Annotated in this window: 15 protein-coding genes; 3 read left to right on the top strand and 12 right to left on the bottom strand. The window is 67.0% G+C overall.

Features of this window, described 5'->3' with window-relative positions; all coding sequences use genetic code 11:
- From ACLQ7E_RS07700 to ACLQ7E_RS07660, 9 genes are all read right to left on the bottom strand, one after another.
- A partial coding sequence (locus ACLQ7E_RS07700; protein ID WP_411731988.1) for an aldehyde dehydrogenase family protein occupies positions 1-473 on the bottom strand: 473 nt, incomplete at its 3' end.
- 88 nt (positions 474-561) lie between these two features.
- Positions 562-2052, bottom strand: a complete 1491-nt coding sequence (locus ACLQ7E_RS07695) for an APC family permease (protein WP_411731987.1) — start codon at positions 2050-2052, stop codon at positions 562-564.
- A gap of 98 nt (positions 2053-2150) precedes the next feature.
- Positions 2151-3122, bottom strand: a complete 972-nt coding sequence (locus ACLQ7E_RS07690) for a formylglycine-generating enzyme family protein (protein WP_411731986.1) — start codon at positions 3120-3122, stop codon at positions 2151-2153.
- Positions 3123-3159: 37 nt separating this feature from the next.
- A complete protein-coding gene (locus tag ACLQ7E_RS07685; protein ID WP_411731985.1) occupies positions 3160-4758 on the bottom strand; it encodes a sulfatase in 1599 nt (532 codons plus the stop codon).
- Positions 4755-5543: an ABC transporter ATP-binding protein gene (locus ACLQ7E_RS07680; protein ID WP_411731984.1), complete on the bottom strand. Its 789-nt coding sequence runs from the start codon at positions 5541-5543 to the stop codon at positions 4755-4757. The genes ACLQ7E_RS07685 and ACLQ7E_RS07680 overlap by 4 nt, the downstream gene beginning before the upstream one ends.
- Positions 5544-5602: 59 nt before the next feature.
- Positions 5603-6379, bottom strand: coding sequence for an ABC transporter permease (locus ACLQ7E_RS07675; protein WP_411731983.1), 777 nt, complete (start codon positions 6377-6379; stop codon positions 5603-5605).
- Positions 6376-7212, bottom strand: coding sequence for an ABC transporter permease (locus ACLQ7E_RS07670; RefSeq protein WP_411731982.1), 837 nt, complete (start codon positions 7210-7212; stop codon positions 6376-6378). Before ACLQ7E_RS07670 ends, ACLQ7E_RS07675 begins: the two co-directional genes overlap by 4 nt.
- On the bottom strand, positions 7184-8182 hold the full coding sequence (locus ACLQ7E_RS07665) for an ABC transporter substrate-binding protein (protein ID WP_411731981.1): 999 nt from the start codon (positions 8180-8182) through the stop codon (positions 7184-7186). Before ACLQ7E_RS07665 ends, ACLQ7E_RS07670 begins: the two co-directional genes overlap by 29 nt.
- Before the next feature lie 83 nt (positions 8183-8265).
- The gene (locus ACLQ7E_RS07660; protein WP_411731980.1) at positions 8266-9954 is read right to left on the bottom strand and encodes an amidohydrolase; all 1689 of its coding nucleotides are present in this window, start codon (positions 9952-9954) and stop codon (positions 8266-8268) included.
- A gap of 180 nt (positions 9955-10134) precedes the next feature.
- On the opposite strand from ACLQ7E_RS07660, the gene ACLQ7E_RS07655 reads away from it, so the two are divergent.
- On the top strand, positions 10135-10767 hold the full coding sequence (locus ACLQ7E_RS07655; RefSeq protein WP_411731979.1) for a TetR family transcriptional regulator: 633 nt from the start codon (positions 10135-10137) through the stop codon (positions 10765-10767).
- Here ACLQ7E_RS07655 and ACLQ7E_RS07650 read toward each other — a convergent pair.
- Together ACLQ7E_RS07650 and ACLQ7E_RS07645 are read right to left on the bottom strand one after the other, a co-directional pair.
- On the bottom strand, positions 10728-11657 hold the full coding sequence (locus tag ACLQ7E_RS07650) for a helix-turn-helix domain-containing protein (protein WP_411731978.1): 930 nt from the start codon (positions 11655-11657) through the stop codon (positions 10728-10730). The genes ACLQ7E_RS07655 and ACLQ7E_RS07650 overlap by 40 nt on opposite strands.
- 153 nt (positions 11658-11810) lie before the next feature.
- On the bottom strand, positions 11811-12404 hold the full coding sequence (locus ACLQ7E_RS07645; RefSeq protein WP_411731977.1) for a TetR/AcrR family transcriptional regulator: 594 nt from the start codon (positions 12402-12404) through the stop codon (positions 11811-11813).
- 178 nt (positions 12405-12582) lie between these two features.
- Between ACLQ7E_RS07645 and ACLQ7E_RS07640 the strand changes: the two genes are divergently transcribed.
- Together ACLQ7E_RS07640 and ACLQ7E_RS07635 are read left to right on the top strand one after the other, a co-directional pair.
- Positions 12583-14499 (top strand): primary-amine oxidase, encoded by a 1917-nt coding sequence (locus tag ACLQ7E_RS07640; RefSeq protein ID WP_411731976.1) that lies wholly within the window; start codon positions 12583-12585, stop codon positions 14497-14499.
- Positions 14500-14509: 10 nt separating this feature from the next.
- Positions 14510-14995 carry a hypothetical protein gene (locus ACLQ7E_RS07635; RefSeq protein ID WP_411731975.1) on the top strand — a complete coding sequence of 162 codons (486 nt, stop codon included), beginning with the start codon at positions 14510-14512 and terminating at the stop codon, positions 14993-14995.
- A gap of 27 nt (positions 14996-15022) precedes the next feature.
- Here the strand turns inward: ACLQ7E_RS07635 and ACLQ7E_RS07630 are convergent, their stop codons facing one another.
- Positions 15023-15709: a TetR/AcrR family transcriptional regulator C-terminal domain-containing protein gene (locus ACLQ7E_RS07630; RefSeq protein ID WP_411731974.1), complete on the bottom strand. Its 687-nt coding sequence runs from the start codon at positions 15707-15709 to the stop codon at positions 15023-15025.
- Between the last annotated feature and the right edge of the window lie 67 nt (positions 15710-15776).

The following is a 15776-nucleotide window of genomic DNA, read 5'->3' as shown; positions in this document are numbered from 1 at the left end:
GGCCAGTTCCACGGGCCGATGGCGCCCACGACGCCGAAGGGACGGTAGTGCACCTCGGCGTAGGTCGTGCCATCGTCGACGACCACCTCGGGTTCCAAGTCGAAGGCTGCAGCGGCGCGCAGCCAGGCGGCGGCGCCTCCCACCTCGAAGCGGGCGTTGGGTCCGTTCAGCGGCTTGCCCTGCTCGCGGGAGAGCAGCACTGCCAAGGCCTCGGCGTTGGCCTCGATGGCGTCGGCCGCGCGGTTCAGCAGCGCGCGGCGTTCTTCGTGCCCCAGTGAGTCCCAGCCGGGCTGGGCCGTGCGGGCGGCGGCGATGGCATTCTCAAGGTCGGCCACCGTGTGCTCGGGTGCGCGGCCGACCACTTCGCCGGTGGCCGGGTCCAGGATCTCCCGTCCCCCGGTGGCCGGCTGGATGGCGGCAAGCAATTGCTCGGCGGTGGTGTAGCTGGCAACGGCGTTGGTTTGGGTGCTCATGGATCGTTCCCTTTTCTTGTCTCTGGATTTGCAGGAAGTCTGGTGTCGTGAAGCGGTCGGGTTGAACGCCCGGTGAAGCGTTCGCGGGTCAGGGCTGCTCGCGGTCCCCGTCGTCGGCAAGGTCGCCGCCGTGACCAACGCCCGCGTAGATCGCCGGTTGGGTCGAGCGCAGCCTGAAGGCCCACAGCAGGCCGAGGATGCCCGGGACCACCACGAGTGTGGGAAGCAGCCAACCCAGGACGCTGGCGCCCTGAAGGCCGACTAGCACGTCGAAGTTCGCGACGATCGCCCCGAAGAGGACCACGAGCGTTATCCCGGCGACCAGCGGCGCCACCACGGTGGTCCACCGTCCCAGCCCGTGCGGTTCGCTGCGGAAGTAGCCGATCACCGCAAAGCTGGTCAGCGCCATGAGCATCACCAGCCCGAACGCACCGGTGTTGGTGAGCCAGGTGAACAGCGTGAACACGGGGAACATGACATCGGCACCCGCGCCGGCAACCGCGAAGACCACCAGGACCAGCAGCGCCAGCACCGACTGGGCCAGCGAACCGACCACCGGGGCGTGGGTGCGCGGGTTGGTCCTGGCCATGGCGGCGGGAAGCACACCCTCGCGGCCCAGCGAGAAGACGTAGCGTGCCACCACGTTGTGGAAGGCGATCAAAGCGGCGAGCAGGCTGGTGATGAAGAGCAGGTTCCCGAGGGTGACGAACCACCCCGGGGTGTGGGCCGCCAGGAACCCGAAGACCAGGCCCGGACCAGCCGCCGAGTTTTCAATGACGGCGCCGTGCCCCTCGCCCACTGCCATGGCCCACGCGGAGAGTGCGTAGAAGACGGTGATGATGCCGATGGCGATCAGCGTGGCCCGCCTTGGGGTGTTCTTGGGGTCCTTGACTTCCTCACCGTAAATGGCACCGGATTCAAATCCCATGAATGCGGCAATGCTGAAGGCCAGGGCGGCGCCCGCGCCGGCGGTGAAAAGGCTTGCCGGTTGCAGCGACTCGGTGCTGATCCCTTCGGGTGCGACCTTGAATGCCAGCACGTCATAGACGATGACGACGAGGAATTCGCAGGCCACGACGATGCCCAGCACCTTCGCCGAAAGGTCCACCTTGTTCACGCCCAGGATGGCCACGACCGCCCAGCCGATCAACGCGCACACCCACCACGGGGCAGGGATCCCCCACGAGGTCCCCAGGAAATCGGCGAGTGCAAAGCCGAACATCCCGTAGATGCCGATCTGCATGGCGTTGTAGCTGACCAAGGCCACCCACGCGGCACCGATGCCGGTGGGCTTGCCCAGGCCGCGGGCCACGTAGGCGTAAAACGCGCCGGCGTTGCGTACGTGTTGGCTCATGGCCGTGTATCCTACGGCGAAGACCAGCAGCACGACGCCGAGCACGACGAAGGACAGCGGGATGCCCAGTACTCCGGTCACCGCGTAATTGCTGGTGACACCGCCGGCAACGACCGTCAGGGGTGCGGAGGCGGCGATGATCATGAAGACCAGCGCGGGTACCCCGAGCGTGCGTTTGCCCAGGCCCGGTGCCCGGGTATCCGTCGAATCGGTTGATGTTGCCATGGGGATTCCTCCTTGAAGCGTATTTACCTCCAGCCTGCGCCGTGGAGGGCACCGGAGGCTTGGCTTTGCGTGAGCAACACTTGGCGATTTGTGCAGTGTTAGCCTGCCGCCTCCCGTTCGGGCGGGCGGGACACCGTCCTGAACCCGCAGTGGCTGCTCGTGGAATCGGGTGAATTCCGGCTCCGCGCCGCCACGCGGTAGCGGTTGCAATACGACTCGTGGCACAGGAACGATCCCCCGCGCATGACCCTCCCCTCGCCGAAGGGCGGACCCTGCGGATCCAGTTCGGGGCTTCGCCTGTAGTAGCGGGGAAGGAACCAGTCGGCGCACCATTCCCAGGTGTTCCCCGCCATCTGCCACAGGCCGTGCCCGTTCGGTTCGAAGGATTCGACAGGGGCGGTGCCCGTGTACCCGTCCTCTCCGGTGTTGCGGGACGGGAACTCGCCCTGGAAAATGTTGCAGCGGTGTGCGCCACCCTCGGTGAGCGAATCCCCCCACGGATAGCGTGCGCCCTCCAGTCCTCCGCGGGCCGCGTACTCCCACTGGGCCTCGCTGGGCAGCGCACGCCCCGCCCACTCGCAATAGGCCAGCGCGTCGTTCCAGCTCACATGCACCGCCGGGTGCCCGTCGGCGGCCACCGAACCTGGACCCAGCGGTTCCCGCCAGCTGGCCCCGGGGACATCGACCCACCACGGCATCGCCGACACCGCCCGGCTGCCGGCGGGCCGGCCGGCCCCCTCACCCAGCTGGAGGTGGAACACCGCCGAGGACCCCAGGACCTCGGCCTCCGTCACGTACCCGGTTTCCGCCGCGAACAGCGCGAACGCCGCGTTGGTGACGACCGTGGCATCCATCCGGAAACCCTGCAATTGCACCGGGTGCACCGGGGTCTCGCCGTCGCCCGGGTAGCCCTCGGCGAAGTGGTCACCCATCAGGAAGGCTCCGGCCGGCACGTGGACCTGGTTGATCCCGTGCCGCGGCGCGGCCCCTGCCCGCACCGGCGCCGCGGGCAGCTGCCGGGAGCGGGCCGGGAGGCGGGTCGGGGCCGGTGATGGCTGGCAACAGGACACGTGATGCTCCTTGTCTGGGGGTGGATGGGTGGCGCCGCTAGGCGGCGGCCGTCGGCGTGGGTGCGTTGTCGCAGACCATCGCCATCTCCTGGAGCAGCGCCAGTTCCAGCGACCGCTGCAGCTCCGCGGCGCCGGGATCCCCCGCAACGTTGTGCAGTTCCTCCGTGTCGCTGCGATGGTCGTAGACCTCCACGCCGGGAGCCCCGAAGTACCTGGTCAACCGCCCCTCCCGGGTCACCACCGTGCGCATCCGCACCGGTGCTGGCAACCCGTCGATGGAAAAGGGCTGGTCCTCCTCGATCAACACCGCCTCCCGTATCGTATCTGCCGAACCGTCCAGCAGCGGGCGCAGGCTCAGGCCCTGGATCCCGTGGAACCGGCGCACCTGCGCCAGATCCAGCAGGGTGGGGGCCAGATCGGCGGTGGACACCAGGGCGTTGCTGCGCTGAACGGCGTCGGCACCGCGGCCCGGGAAGCGGATGGCCAGCGGCACCCGGGTGACCGATTCGTAGTGCACGAAGTGCTTGAGCATCAGCCCGTGGTCCCCGAACATGTCGCCGTGGTCGGAGGTGAACACGATGATGGTGTCCTGCTCCTGGCCCGAGTCCTCCAGGGCGTCGAGGATCCTCCCGACCTGCTGGTCCATGAGTTCGATCAGCCCGTACTGGGCCGCGGCAGCTCGGCGGTACTGCTCCTCGTTGACCGCGAAGGTCATGGTGGCATCCGTGTGGGGGGTCCCGCGGTCCCGGACCATGGTGCGGATGTGCTCGGGGGATGCGCTGTGGTCCTGTTCGAATCCGTTGGGCAGCGCCACGGAGCCCGGCTCGTAGAGCGCGGAGTACTCCTCGGGCGGGGCAAAGGGGTGGTGCGGGTCGGGGAAGGAGACGAAGAGGAAGAAGGGGTCCTCCCCCGCCGCTGCCTCCTTGATCCGCTCGGCCGCCCGCTCCCCGACGTAGGTGCTGGGGTGGGCCTGCAGCGGGATGGAGGTGGTGTAGACCTGGTCCCAGCCCGGCAGCGCGTCGCGCCCTGCCGCATGGCCGCCCAGGGTCCGGGGGTCAACACCGCGCCCGCGCGCCCAGTGCACCCAGTGTCCGCCCGGGGCGTCCCCGTGTCCGATGACCAGGTCGACTTCCTGATAGCCGTAGTAGTCCTCGGGCATCTGCACGTACCCGGCCTCGTGGCGCTCGCGGTTCTCCCACTGGTCCCAGCCGGCGCCCCGCTCGCGGGTGACAGCGCGCTCCACCGCGGCGTCCAGCAGCAGCGGATCGGTGTCGTGGATCTGTTCCGACTGCTCCGGCTCGAAGTCCCACCCCATGTTCTGGTGGTGGAGCTTGCCCACGGCCGCGGTGCGGTATCCGGCCCGGGCCAGCGAGCGCACGAAGGTTGAGGTTTCGGGATCCAGCGGGATCCCGTTGCACCGGGTGCCGTGGACCGAGGGCCAGCGACCTGTCAACAGGCTGGCGCGGTTGGGCATGCAGGTGGGGTTGGCCACGAAGGCGCGGTCAAAGACCGCGGACCCTGCCGCCAGGCGGTCAAGGTTGGGGGTGCGCACCTCGGTGTTCCCGTTGAACCCGAGGTGGTCGGCCCGCAGCTGGTCGGCAATGATGAACAGGATGTTCGGCCGTGGCTTGGTCATGACTGGGCCCGGCGGATCAGTGAGAGCGTGCGGGTGCGCAGTTCGGCAAACGCGGGCAGGGCCCGGGTTCCGATCTGCTCGCGTTCGGCAGGCAGGTCAACGTCGATGACTTCCAGCACCCGGGCGGGCTTGGACCCGATGGCCACGATCCGGTCCGAGAGGTAGACGGCCTCGTCGATGTCGTGGGTGACCAGCAGGATGGTCATGCCGAAGTCCTTGCGGATCTTCAGGCACAGGTCCTCGAGCTCGAAGCGCGTCTGCGCATCGACCGAGGCGAAGGGCTCGTCCATGACGAGGATCTCCGGGCGGTAGGCCAATGCGCGGGCAATGGCCACGCGCTGCTGCATGCCGCCGGAGAGCTGCCACGGATACTTGTGATCCGCCCCGGCCAGGCCGACGGCCGCCAGCGCGGTGTCGCAGCGCTCCGCCAGTTCGGCCGGGTCCAGGTGCAGGTGACGCAGCGGCAGGATCAGGTTCTTGCGCACGCTCAGCCACGGCATGAGCGAACGCGAGTAGTCCTGGAAGACCAGTGCCATTTCCTTGGGCGGGCCGGAAATTTCGCGCCCGTCGATGCTGATGGTTCCGCCGGTGCTCGGGTGCAGCCCGGCCAGGCACTTGAGCAGCGTGGTCTTGCCGACCCCCGAGGGGCCAACGATGCAGACGACTTCGCCCGCTTCCACCGAAAAGGTGAGATCCCCGATCACGTGTGCGGCGGCCGGGCCCGAGCCGTAGCTCTTGGCCAGCGACTGGACCGCGAGTCGCGGGTATGCGGTTGTTGTTTTCAAGGGTTCCTCCAAAGAATGGCGAGGTGAAAGTTTTTCTGGCTGGGGGAAAGCGGGGGCGCTCATGCGGCACGCTCCACGCGGCGCGAGCCGATGTACCAGCGCAGGACCCGGCCCTTGAGGAGCTCGAACCCGATGTTCACCAGGAACCCAATCACGCCGAGCAGCAGGATACCCGCCCACATGTCCGCGGACATGAAGGATTGCTGGGCCAGCAGCGTCATCGCTCCGATGCCCTTGGAGGACCCGAGCATTTCGGAGGCGATCATGACCACGAAGCTGACCTGCAGGCTCACCTGCATGCCGGAGAAGATCTGAGGTCCGGCCGCCGGCAGGTACACGCGCACCATCCGCTCGGTGCGGGTCAACCGGTAGACCGAGCACACGTCCTTCAACGAGCCGTCGATCCCGCGGATGCCGTCCATGGTGGCAATGAGCGTGGGGAAGAATGCTGCCAGCGCGATGTTGGCCACGCGCATTTCGGTGCCGAAGCCAATGAGCGTGATGACGATCGGGATCATCGCCACCGGCGGGATCCCGCGGAAGAAGTGGATGGTCGGTTCGAACATCCAGCGGACCGGAGGGACCATGGCCAGCACGAAGCCGATGACCACACCCGCGGCGATGCCGATGAGGAACCCGCTGAAGAGGTTGCCCATGCTCAGCAGGACGTCGGAGGTGAAGTGTTCAAAGAGCCACAAGTCCGTGAAACGTTGGAGGATCACTTCCAGCGGCGGGAAGAAGCTGTTGGTCGAATTTGCCGAGAACGTCCACCAGGCGGCCAGCACGGCCAGCGGGCTCGCGACACCCAGGATAACCAGTAGTGCCTTGTTTTTCACAGTGATACCTCCCGGTGGGACGGATGCCAGTGCAGGGCCCTGGCCTCGGCCCAGGAACTGGCCCCGTGGAAGGCCAGTCCCAACAGGCCCAGGACGAAGACCAGGGCGTAGAGGGTGTCGAAGTTGCCGGCGGACTGGGCCTGGTAAATGGAACGGCCCAGGCCCGGGGCCCCGCCCAACAGCCCCGCCACCACGGCGATGACCAGGGCGGTGGGCGCCGCAACGCGCATGGCGGTGCCAATGAAGGGGCTTGCGCTGGGCAGCACGATCCGCGTCTTGATCTCCAGCGGACCCATGCCGTACGAGCGTGCGGTGGCCAGGGCGACCGGATCGGTGTCCTGGACGCCGGAAGCGGTTTGCATCACGATCGCCAGTGAGCAGCCAAAGGCCACCAATACGAAGGCCATCGGCCAGGTCGGACCCAGGACCATGACGGCCAGGGGCAGGATGACGATCGGCGGGATGGGCTTGAGAAACTCAAAGACCGCCAGGGTCAAGGTCCTCACCAGCGTGGAGGTGCCGATCAGGATGCCCAGGACTACCCCCAGCACGGCGCTGAAGACAAGTCCGGCAAGGGCAATGAGGATCGTCACTGACAGTTCGGACCAGAACGCCTGGCTTCCGAGCAGTGCTGCCAATTCGGCGGCAGTTTGGGGAACCGACGGGACCGCTTCCCCGAAGACCTTTCCCACGGAAACCCCCTGCCATGAGGCCAGTACGATGATGGCGCCGGCGACGCCGTACAGGGCCTGGGTCCCGCGCGAATCGCGCTTGGGAAGGACCAGCAGGCCGTTGGGGACCCGGCTACCTGTCGTTGAGGATGAGGCTGTCATCGATCGCGACCTCCTTCGGAAGGAATCCGAGTTCGGCCAAGCGCGTGTTGACGCGCTGGATGTCTTCGAGACGGACCTCGGTGGGCCAGAACGTCAGGGCCGAGTTCTTGACGACCTCCAGCGGGGTGTCGGTCAATGTCGCGGCAACCTCCTGGGCCTCGTCGTGGTGCTCGTTGGCGTAGGCGTTGGCCTTGTGGATGGCCCGCGCGAAGGCGCGCAACTGCTCGTTCTTCTTGGTTGCGGTGGAATCCCCGGCGACCCAGAGGCCGATGGCGCCGCGCTCGAAGAATTCCACGCCCGGCGAGGCGAGGACCTTGCCGCCGGCGGCAACCGCCTTGGACGTGAACGGGGCGACCAGCCCGGCAGCATCGATGCGGCCCTGGGCCAGGGACTGCACGGCGGAGGAGAAGTCAAGGACGATCCAGTTGATCTTGGACGGGTCCCCGCCGGCTTCCTGCACGGCGCGCGTGATGGTGACCTCGAGCTGGGCCTTGCGGGCCGGGACCGAGACGGTCTTTCCCTCGAGCTGCGCCGGCGAGGTGATGGGCGAGTCCTTCCCGACGATCAAGGCGGTGTCGTCGATCAGCGTCAGGTCGCCCTGTTCCAGGGCCTCGTCGGCGTAGCCGTCGGCTGCGGCGACGATCTTCAGCGGCACGCCCTGGGCCAGGGCGTTGAACATCGGGATCGAGGGGGTGTAGGTCAAGTCCAGCTGCCCGCTCTGTGCCGCGGCGACGCCGGCGGGCGGGTTGGCCACCACGGAGGTCTCCACGACCAGGCCCTCGTCCTTGAAGTAGCCCTTGGACTTGGCCAGTTCGATGGCGGCATCGGAGGTCAGCCCGATGGTGCCGACCTTCAGGGTGGCGCTGTCCCCGGAGGCCGGGGCCGCGTCGCTGCCGGAGCCGCAGGCGGCCAGGGCCAATGTCAGGGAGCCCACGGCGAGCAGTGCCATGGAACGTAGGGAAGTCTTCATTGTTGCTCCTGGTTTCTTGGTGCGCCACAGCATTGTGGGTCGCTTTGGTTGGTTGTTCCCGGCTCGGTGGACGAACGGTTCATTCAGGTGGCCGAGTGCACGAGTGTGCCGTTGGAAATCGTGTGGGTCGCGGGATTGGTCCGCAGCGCGCGGATGTCCCGGTCGATGGGGTTTGCCAGGATGCACAGGTCCGCGAGGTAGCCGGGGGCGATCCTGCCCTTGCGGTGTTCGGCGTGGTCCTGGCGTGCCGGTTCGATGGTCATCATCTCCAGCGCCTGGGCGAATCCCACGCGTTCGGGATCCGTGGCCGCCCCTGGCCCGGCGGTGGTGTCCCGGGTGACCGCGGCGATGACCGATTCCCTCCAGTCCGGCGTGGTCACCGGGGCATCGGAGGCAATGTTGGTGCTGACGCCGGCCGAGAGCAGGGAGGCGAGCGGTTGCTGCGCGTCGAACCTTTCGGCCCCCAGGATCCTTTTCATCAGGGCCCCGGCCTCGGAGCGGATGCTCGGGTTCGTGCTCAGCCCCACCCCGTGGCGCCGGAAGGTGTCGATGGTCCCGGGTCCCTGGAGGGCACCGTGGATGATGTAGTGCCGTGCGTCGCGCGGGTTCTTGTCCTGGGCTGCGACGATGGCCCGCAGCGCGGCGTCCGTCGCCGCGTCCCCGGTGGCATGGATTCCCGCCTGGAACCCGGCGTCGTGGATGCGGGCAATGATCCGGTGCAGTTCGGCCTCGCGCTCGGCTTCGGTGTTCCCGGCGATGACCATGGAACCGTGGCTGTGGCCGCAGGGGGTCTCATAGGGTTCGGACATCCAGGCCGTACCGGAGCGCGGGATGCCGTCGGCGAAGACCTTGACCCCGGCGATGCGCAGCAGCTCATCGCTGATGCCGCGGCGCAGAAGGGATCCCGGAAGGTCCGAGGCAAGGCCGGTGACGACGTCGTGTTCGTTGGCGCCGCCCGTGGAGGAAAACAGCAGCAGCACGTTGATGCGCATGCTCAGTTCGTTCCCTTCGGCCAGGTCTGCCAGCAGTCCCAGGCTTCGCGTTCCGCTTGACCCGCCGAAGAGCCCATCGCCCCCGGGCCCCAGGCCCGGTTCGGTCAGGGAGGTGATGCCCAGCGCGTGCAGGCGCTGCTGGTGCTTGAGGATGCATTGGCGCACTTCGGCGTTTCCCAGGGCAGGGACGACCTTGCCGGCGAGTTCGACCGCGGCGTCCACGAGCAGGCCGTTGGCGCGGCCGTCGTCGAAGGTGCCGACCACGCCGTCCGGGTAGCCCCGCGTCCAGGAGTCCAGGGAGGCCAGGCGTGCAGCGGTTTCATTGAGCAGAAGCTGGTGTCCGGTCTGGTCGTAGGCGACCAGCGGGGAATCCGGGCGCAGTCCGAAAATGCATGCGGGACCGCCGCCGCCCAGGATCGCCTCGTCCCAGCCTTGTGCGCGGATCCATCCGTCGCTCCCGGGGACCGCGTCCCGGAGGATGGCTGCGACCTGCTCCCAGGTCCCGGCGACGTTGCCGCCCACCGAGAGAGTTCCGTGTGCGGAGACCGCCGATTCCACGAAGTGCAGGTGGCCGTCGTTGATTCCGGGCAGGACTGCTCCTCCCTGTGCGTCGATGACGCGGGTCGAGGGGCCGATGAGGTCCGCAACCCCCGCATCGCCGATGGCCGAAATCTGCGGGCCGGTGATGGCCATGGCGGTGGCGTTCCCAGCCGCTTCTCCGGCGCCATGGAGCTGCCCGTTGACGATAACGGTGTCCGCGCCGTGACTGGTCTTCGTCATGTGGTTGCACTCCCCTTTCCTGGAATTTCCGTGCCTGGATGTGATTCAGATAACGTGACAAGTAGAGTATGTCGCATGACTTAGTCGTTTGACCATAAGTTTCGGAAAGTTTCTTTCCACGTCCGGACGAGGGGGGTCCGTAGGATGGAATACAAGTTGCTCAGAAAGGCGCCCACCAAGATGGCCCACGTTTCCATAGAAGATCGCAGCCACCAGTTTGTGGAGGCGGCCGCACGGGTAATTGCACGCGAAGGGATCGCCGCGGCAACGACCCGCCGAATCGCCGCGGAGGCCGACGCGCCGCTGGCCGCGCTTCACTATTGCTTCCGCAGCAAGGACGACCTGCTTGACGAGGTCTACAATTTCCTGAGCCGGGACTACGCCCGGGAGCTGGCACCCATGGACAGCGGCCTGCCTCTGGAGGAATCCGTTCGCACCCACGCGACGCGGATTTGGCGCCGCATGCTGAACACCCCGCACGAGCAGGTCACGACGTTCGAACTCCTGCTGCGCCGCAACCGGCTCAAAACCCAGGACGAGGTGGAACGGGCCGCAGCAATCAACCGGTCGATGTACCAGGGCTGGGTCGATTCGACGGTCGCAATCTTCACCGACGGCGCTCGTGTCTCGGGCGTGCAGGACCCCCAGGACATGGACATCATTGCGCGTTCCTTCATCGCAAACATCGATGGCATCAGCCTGCAGCACCTCTCGGATCCCAACGAGGAACGGTCATGGAAGCTGCTCGAGATCCTGATCGACTCGATCGTCTTTCAGATACTCAAGCGGAATGCGGTGGGCGAACAGCCGTAGGCCGCACGGAAGAGCCTGCTGAAGTGGGCGCCGTCGGGCAGTCCCCACCGCGCGCCGATGGCCCCCACCGGAACGTGCAACTGCATGGGGTCCTCCAGGTCGCGGCGGCACCGTTCCAGGCGACGTGTCCGAATCAGTTCGGCCACGGTATGGCCGGTTTCGCCGAATAGCTTGTGCAGGGACCGCAGGGACATGAAATGGGCGGCGGCAACCGACCCGGGAGCCAGCTCCGGGTCCACCAGGTGGTCATCGATATAGGCCTGGATCGCCTGCACCTGGCGCAGCCGCGTCCCGTCGCCGAGCGTGCCTCGATCATGGATTTCGCTGGCCAGCATGCTCCCGGCGATGTCGACGGCATTGGCCGCCAGGCGCCGCCCCACGGGACCGGCCAGCTGCGGGAGCATCTGTGCCAATTGCACCAGGAACGGCGTTACGGCGCGCCCCAACTGGTTGTGGGAGCCAAAGCCCACGGCCGTCAATTCGGCGACGTCTCCGGCGGGAAGCCCCAGCAGGTGTTGCGGAAACATCAGCACCAGCGTGCGGAAGTCCTCGTCAAACAGCATCGAGTAGGGCCGCTGCGTGTCATAGATGGCCATCTCCCCGGGGCGAAGCACGGTCTCCCTGCCGCCCTGGAGGAGCAATCCGTGGCCGGCGAGCTGCAGGTTGATCTTGAATCGCGGGACATCCCCGGCGGCAACCAATTCCTCCGTCCGGCGGATCACATGGGCAGAGGCGGCGACCTCCATGACCCCGACCTGGCCCAGCTGGGTTCCAGAGACCGTTCCCTCGAACGGCTGGGCACCGACGGGCTCGGAGCACAACGGGACGAAGGCGCTCGAAACCAGCGCCTTCCACGAGCTGAACGAATCCACATGCTGCACCTGGTACACGAGCGAGCGACCTTTCCCCATTCCGGCCACGCCCCGTCCGCTCCGACAAAACACGGGCGGGGTGAGTGACGTCACATGGCAGCCAATGTACGCGGAAAATCCGGCCATGTCACGTTTTTTCTCTGGTCGTAGGTTTTAAATCGGTGTCCCGGCTCACCCGGCCTGCAGCAGCCCAAGATGTTGATCCAACTGGGCCCGCAGTTGTGCCGGATCGTTGAACCCGGCATCCAGGACCGCCACCACCTGGGACCCCAGCATGAATGTCAGCAGCGCTTCCGCCGCAACCTCATCCACGACGTCCCCGCGCAGCGAGCCCTCATGCCGCGCCTGCGCAATCCAGCCCCTGATCCAGTTGCGCCACTGAAGCATGGCCTCGTCGTTGAGGGCGGCGAATTCCGGCTCGTGGATGGCAATCTGCCAGAACGGGATCACCACCCGGGCCTCGTCAAGGCGCTCCTCGTCCACGGGAAGGACCTCCATGGCGAAGGCACGAAGCGCCTGCAGGCCGGCCAACTCCCTGGTCGAGGCCCGCACCCGGGCATTGGTGCGCCCGAAGACGTGCGTGAAGGTTGCCCGCATCAGGCTGGCCCGGGTGGGGAAATATGGCTTCAAGGCCCCATTGGCGAATCCGGCCTCGGCGGCAATGTCGCGCAGGGTCACTCCGTCGAATCCCCGGCGGGCAATGACCCTCCAGGTGACCTCGACGAGTTCCAGGCGGCGAGCATCATGGTCGACAATCTTTGGCATGTCGCCCATCCTACGGGCACCGGCCACCAACCCCCGACCCGACGCCCGGGAACCCGGACCCCTTGCCACGGCGGGCAATCATGGTTATTCTCTACAAGCAGAGAATAAAAACGTGGCGCACGTCACCGGAACCAGTCGTGCGCGTCTCGCTCACCCCCCTCCCCTGAAAGGGCAAGCCATGACCCTCAGCAACGCCACCGACCAACACACCAACTTCGGCGCCTACTCGCTGGCCACGGAACAGGAAATCGAAACAGTGCGAGCCATCCTGGCCGAGAACGGACATTTCCCGGACTCGGCCCGCGTGGCGTACCTGGGACTTGAGGATCCGAGACGCGACGCCGAAGGCACCGATCGCCGCTTCCGCGCCTTCATCCTCGATGTCGCAGGCAACCGGCCCAAGGACGTTGTGGTCTCGGTGACCCGCCGCCAGGTGGAAAGCGTCATCGAACTTGATACCGCCGCCAGCGGCGAGCTGCCGGTCCTGGAAGAGGAATTCGAGGTTGTCGAGGAGCTGCTCGCGCAGGACCCGCGCTGGCTCGAGGCCCTGGCCAAACGGAATCTCGACGTGAAGAACGTGCGCGTCGCCCCGCTCTCGGCCGGCGTGTTCGAGTACCCGGAGGAATCGGGCCGCCGCATCCTGCGCGGGCTGGCGTTCGTGCAGAACCACCCGGAGGACTCGGCCTGGGCCCACCCCGTCGACGGACTGGTCGGCTACGTGGACGTGGGCAACCGCAGCGTGGATACGGTCATCGACCTGGGTGTCGTGCCGATCCCCGCCGAACATGGCAACTACACCGACCCGGAGCTGACCGGCCCGCTGCGCACCACGCAAAAGCCGATCTCCATCACCCAGCCGGAGGGCCCCAGCTTCACAGTCACCGGCGGCAACCACGTCGAATGGGAAAAGTGGAGCCTGGATGTTGGATTCGATGTGCGCGAGGGCCTGGTGCTGCACAACATCTCCTTCGATGACAAGGGCGCACCGCGCCGCATCCTGAACCGCGCCTCCATCGCCGAGATGGTTGTCCCCTACGGGGACCCTTCCCCGGTGCGCAGCTGGCAGAACTACTTCGACACCGGCGAATACCTGGTGGGCCAGTTCGCCAACTCGCTCGAGCTGGGTTGTGACTGCCTGGGCGAAATCCACTACATCTCCCCCGTGGTCTCCAACGCCCGCGGCGAGGCACGCACCATCCGCAACGGCATCTGCATGCACGAGGAGGACTATTCGATCCTTTCCAAGCACTCGGATTTGTGGAGCGGCATCAACTACACCCGCCGCAACCGCCGCCTGGTGATCTCCTTCTTCACCACCATCGGCAACTACGACTACGGCTTCTACTGGTACCTCTACCTCGATGGCACCATCGAGTTCGAGGCCAAGGCCACCGGCATCGTCTTCACCAGCGCCCTGCCCGACGGTCAGACCGCGTACGCCTCCGAACTCGCGCCGGGACTCGGCGCCCCCTACCACCAGCACCTCTTCGGAGCCCGGCTCGACTTTGCCCTCGATGGCGGCCCGGGCCGCGTCGAGGAAGAAGACGTGGTCCGTGTTCCCACAGGCCCGGAGAATCTGCGCGGCAATGCCTTCTCCCGCAAACGCACCCTCCTGGCCCGCGAGTCAGAGGCCATCCGCGACGCGGACGGGGCCAAGGGCAGGACATGGGTCATCTCCAACCCGGAATCTGAGAACCGCCTGGGCCACCCGGTCGGCTACAAGCTGCATCCGCAAGGCAACCCCACGCTGTTGGCCGACGAGGGTTCCTCGATCCACCGCCGTGCCACCTTTGCCTCCAAGGCGCTGTGGGTTACCCCGTCCACAGAGGACCAGCGCTACCCGACCGGCGACTTCGTGAACCAGCATGCCGGCGGCGGCGGCCTGCCCGAGTGGGTCAAGGCCGACCGCAACATCGACGGTGAGGACGTGGTCCTCTGGCACACCTTCGGGCTCACGCACTTCCCGCGCCCCGAGGACTGGCCCATCATGCCGGTGGACACCGTGGGGTTCAAGCTGCGTCCCGAGGGCTTCTTCGACCGCTCGCCGGTGCTGGATGTCCCGGCCCCGGCCACTTCCAAGTCCTGCCACTCATAGGGCAAATGCCATGACCACGCATCTGGCCGCTAGCGCATGGCCCGCACCGCGGATCGCGGCGACAGCGCAGCTCCGCGCCCGCCGGGCCACGGGGTCCCAGGTCTTTGCCCGGATCGTTGCCGCCCTGGCGGTGGCAATGGCAGCGGGGCATGTGTGGGTCATGCTGCTGTTCCCGCACGGGCCGTGGGTGGGCACAGCACTGGTGGCCATGGTGTTGCTGTGCCTCAAGTGCGCACACCGGGCCTGGAGAAACCCGGCGGCCCTGGTCGAGCTGCTGGCCATGTCCGCGCTCATGGCCGTGGCACACACGTTCATGTCGTTGGGCATCCATGAGCACCGGCACGGTGGCGAGGGCACCGTCGCGGCGGCCGCCGCCGGTGCGACCGCGATGCTGGGCATTGCCGCGGCCGAGCTGGTGCTGGTCATGCTCTGCGGGATCGGCATGCGGCTGGCCACTGCTCACACCGCCCCCGGCGGCGTCCGGGCATGCCGGTAGGTTGCTGCAACCGCGGCGGCTCGGCGCTCAGCGTTCGAGCCGTGCGGCAATCCCACCCAGCAGCAGGTCAAGGGCGAAGCGGTGGTTTTCCTCGTCCATCACCTCGGCCATCATCTGCACCGATGCCACGGCCAACGGGTACTGCTGCGCCGAGACCTCCGCGTAGCTGCGCACCCAGGCATCGTCGTCCTGCGCGGACTTCTCACCCAGCAGCACCAGACCCGCGCTGAAGCCGGTCCACGCGAGCATGAAGTCGCCGCAGGCCCGGTAGACCAACACTGCCTCCCGGTGCTCGAAGCCCGCCCGATCCAGGGCGGCAAGCATGGCCTCGATGAATTTCAGCTCTCCCTCCTGCCGCGTCACGCGCAGGGCGGCCAGCGTGGCGACCTGCGGGTAGCGCAGGAAGCTCGCCCGGGTCCGCAGCATCAGATCCCGCAGCGAATCGTCCCAGCGCGGGCTCGGGTCGTAGCCCTCCATGCCCCTGGCAATGACGCGGTCGGCGAGCGCCAGCAGCAGTTCATCCTTGTCGGCGAAGTGGCGGTACAACGCCGTTGGGTCTGCACCGAGATCCCTGCCGATCTTGCGGAAGGACAGGGCATCGGGTTCGGTTCCGCCGGCGAGTTTGAGGCAGGTCTCAAGGATGACCTCTCTGCCCAAGCCCTGGGCGCGGCGGCGCGGGGCGGTCGTCTTGTCGGCGGGCTTTTCGGTGTTCATGCCGGTGCGATTCCTTTGCCTGTCCCTAAAGTCAACACTGTTGACTTTAGGCCATGACTGAGATTTT

This window comes from Paeniglutamicibacter sp. (genome assembly GCF_046714615.1).
Taxonomy (GTDB): Bacteria; Actinomycetota; Actinomycetes; order Actinomycetales; family Micrococcaceae; genus Paeniglutamicibacter.
This window is presented reverse-complemented; position numbering and strand designations above follow the sequence as displayed.

Bases quoted from the DNA above. Each gene is read 5' to 3' on its own strand.
- ACLQ7E_RS07685 (WP_411731985.1), bottom strand. From the start codon at position 4,758: ATGACCAAGCCACGGCCGAACATCCTGTTCATCATTGCCGACCAGCTG.
- ACLQ7E_RS07655 (WP_411731979.1), top strand. From the start codon at position 10,135: ATGGCCCACGTTTCCATAGAAGATCGCAGCCACCAGTTTGTGGAGGCG.
- ACLQ7E_RS07660 (WP_411731980.1), bottom strand. From the start codon at position 9,954: ATGACGAAGACCAGTCACGGCGCGGACACCGTTATCGTCAACGGGCAG.
- ACLQ7E_RS07640 (WP_411731976.1), top strand. From the start codon at position 12,583: ATGACCCTCAGCAACGCCACCGACCAACACACCAACTTCGGCGCCTAC.
- ACLQ7E_RS07645 (WP_411731977.1), bottom strand. From the start codon at position 12,404: ATGCCAAAGATTGTCGACCATGATGCTCGCCGCCTGGAACTCGTCGAG.
- ACLQ7E_RS07635 (WP_411731975.1), top strand. From the start codon at position 14,510: ATGACCACGCATCTGGCCGCTAGCGCATGGCCCGCACCGCGGATCGCG.
- ACLQ7E_RS07665 (WP_411731981.1), bottom strand. From the start codon at position 8,182: ATGAAGACTTCCCTACGTTCCATGGCACTGCTCGCCGTGGGCTCCCTG.
- ACLQ7E_RS07670 (WP_411731982.1), bottom strand. From the start codon at position 7,212: ATGACAGCCTCATCCTCAACGACAGGTAGCCGGGTCCCCAACGGCCTG.
- ACLQ7E_RS07695 (WP_411731987.1), bottom strand. From the start codon at position 2,052: ATGGCAACATCAACCGATTCGACGGATACCCGGGCACCGGGCCTGGGC.
- ACLQ7E_RS07630 (WP_411731974.1), bottom strand. From the start codon at position 15,709: ATGAACACCGAAAAGCCCGCCGACAAGACGACCGCCCCGCGCCGCCGC.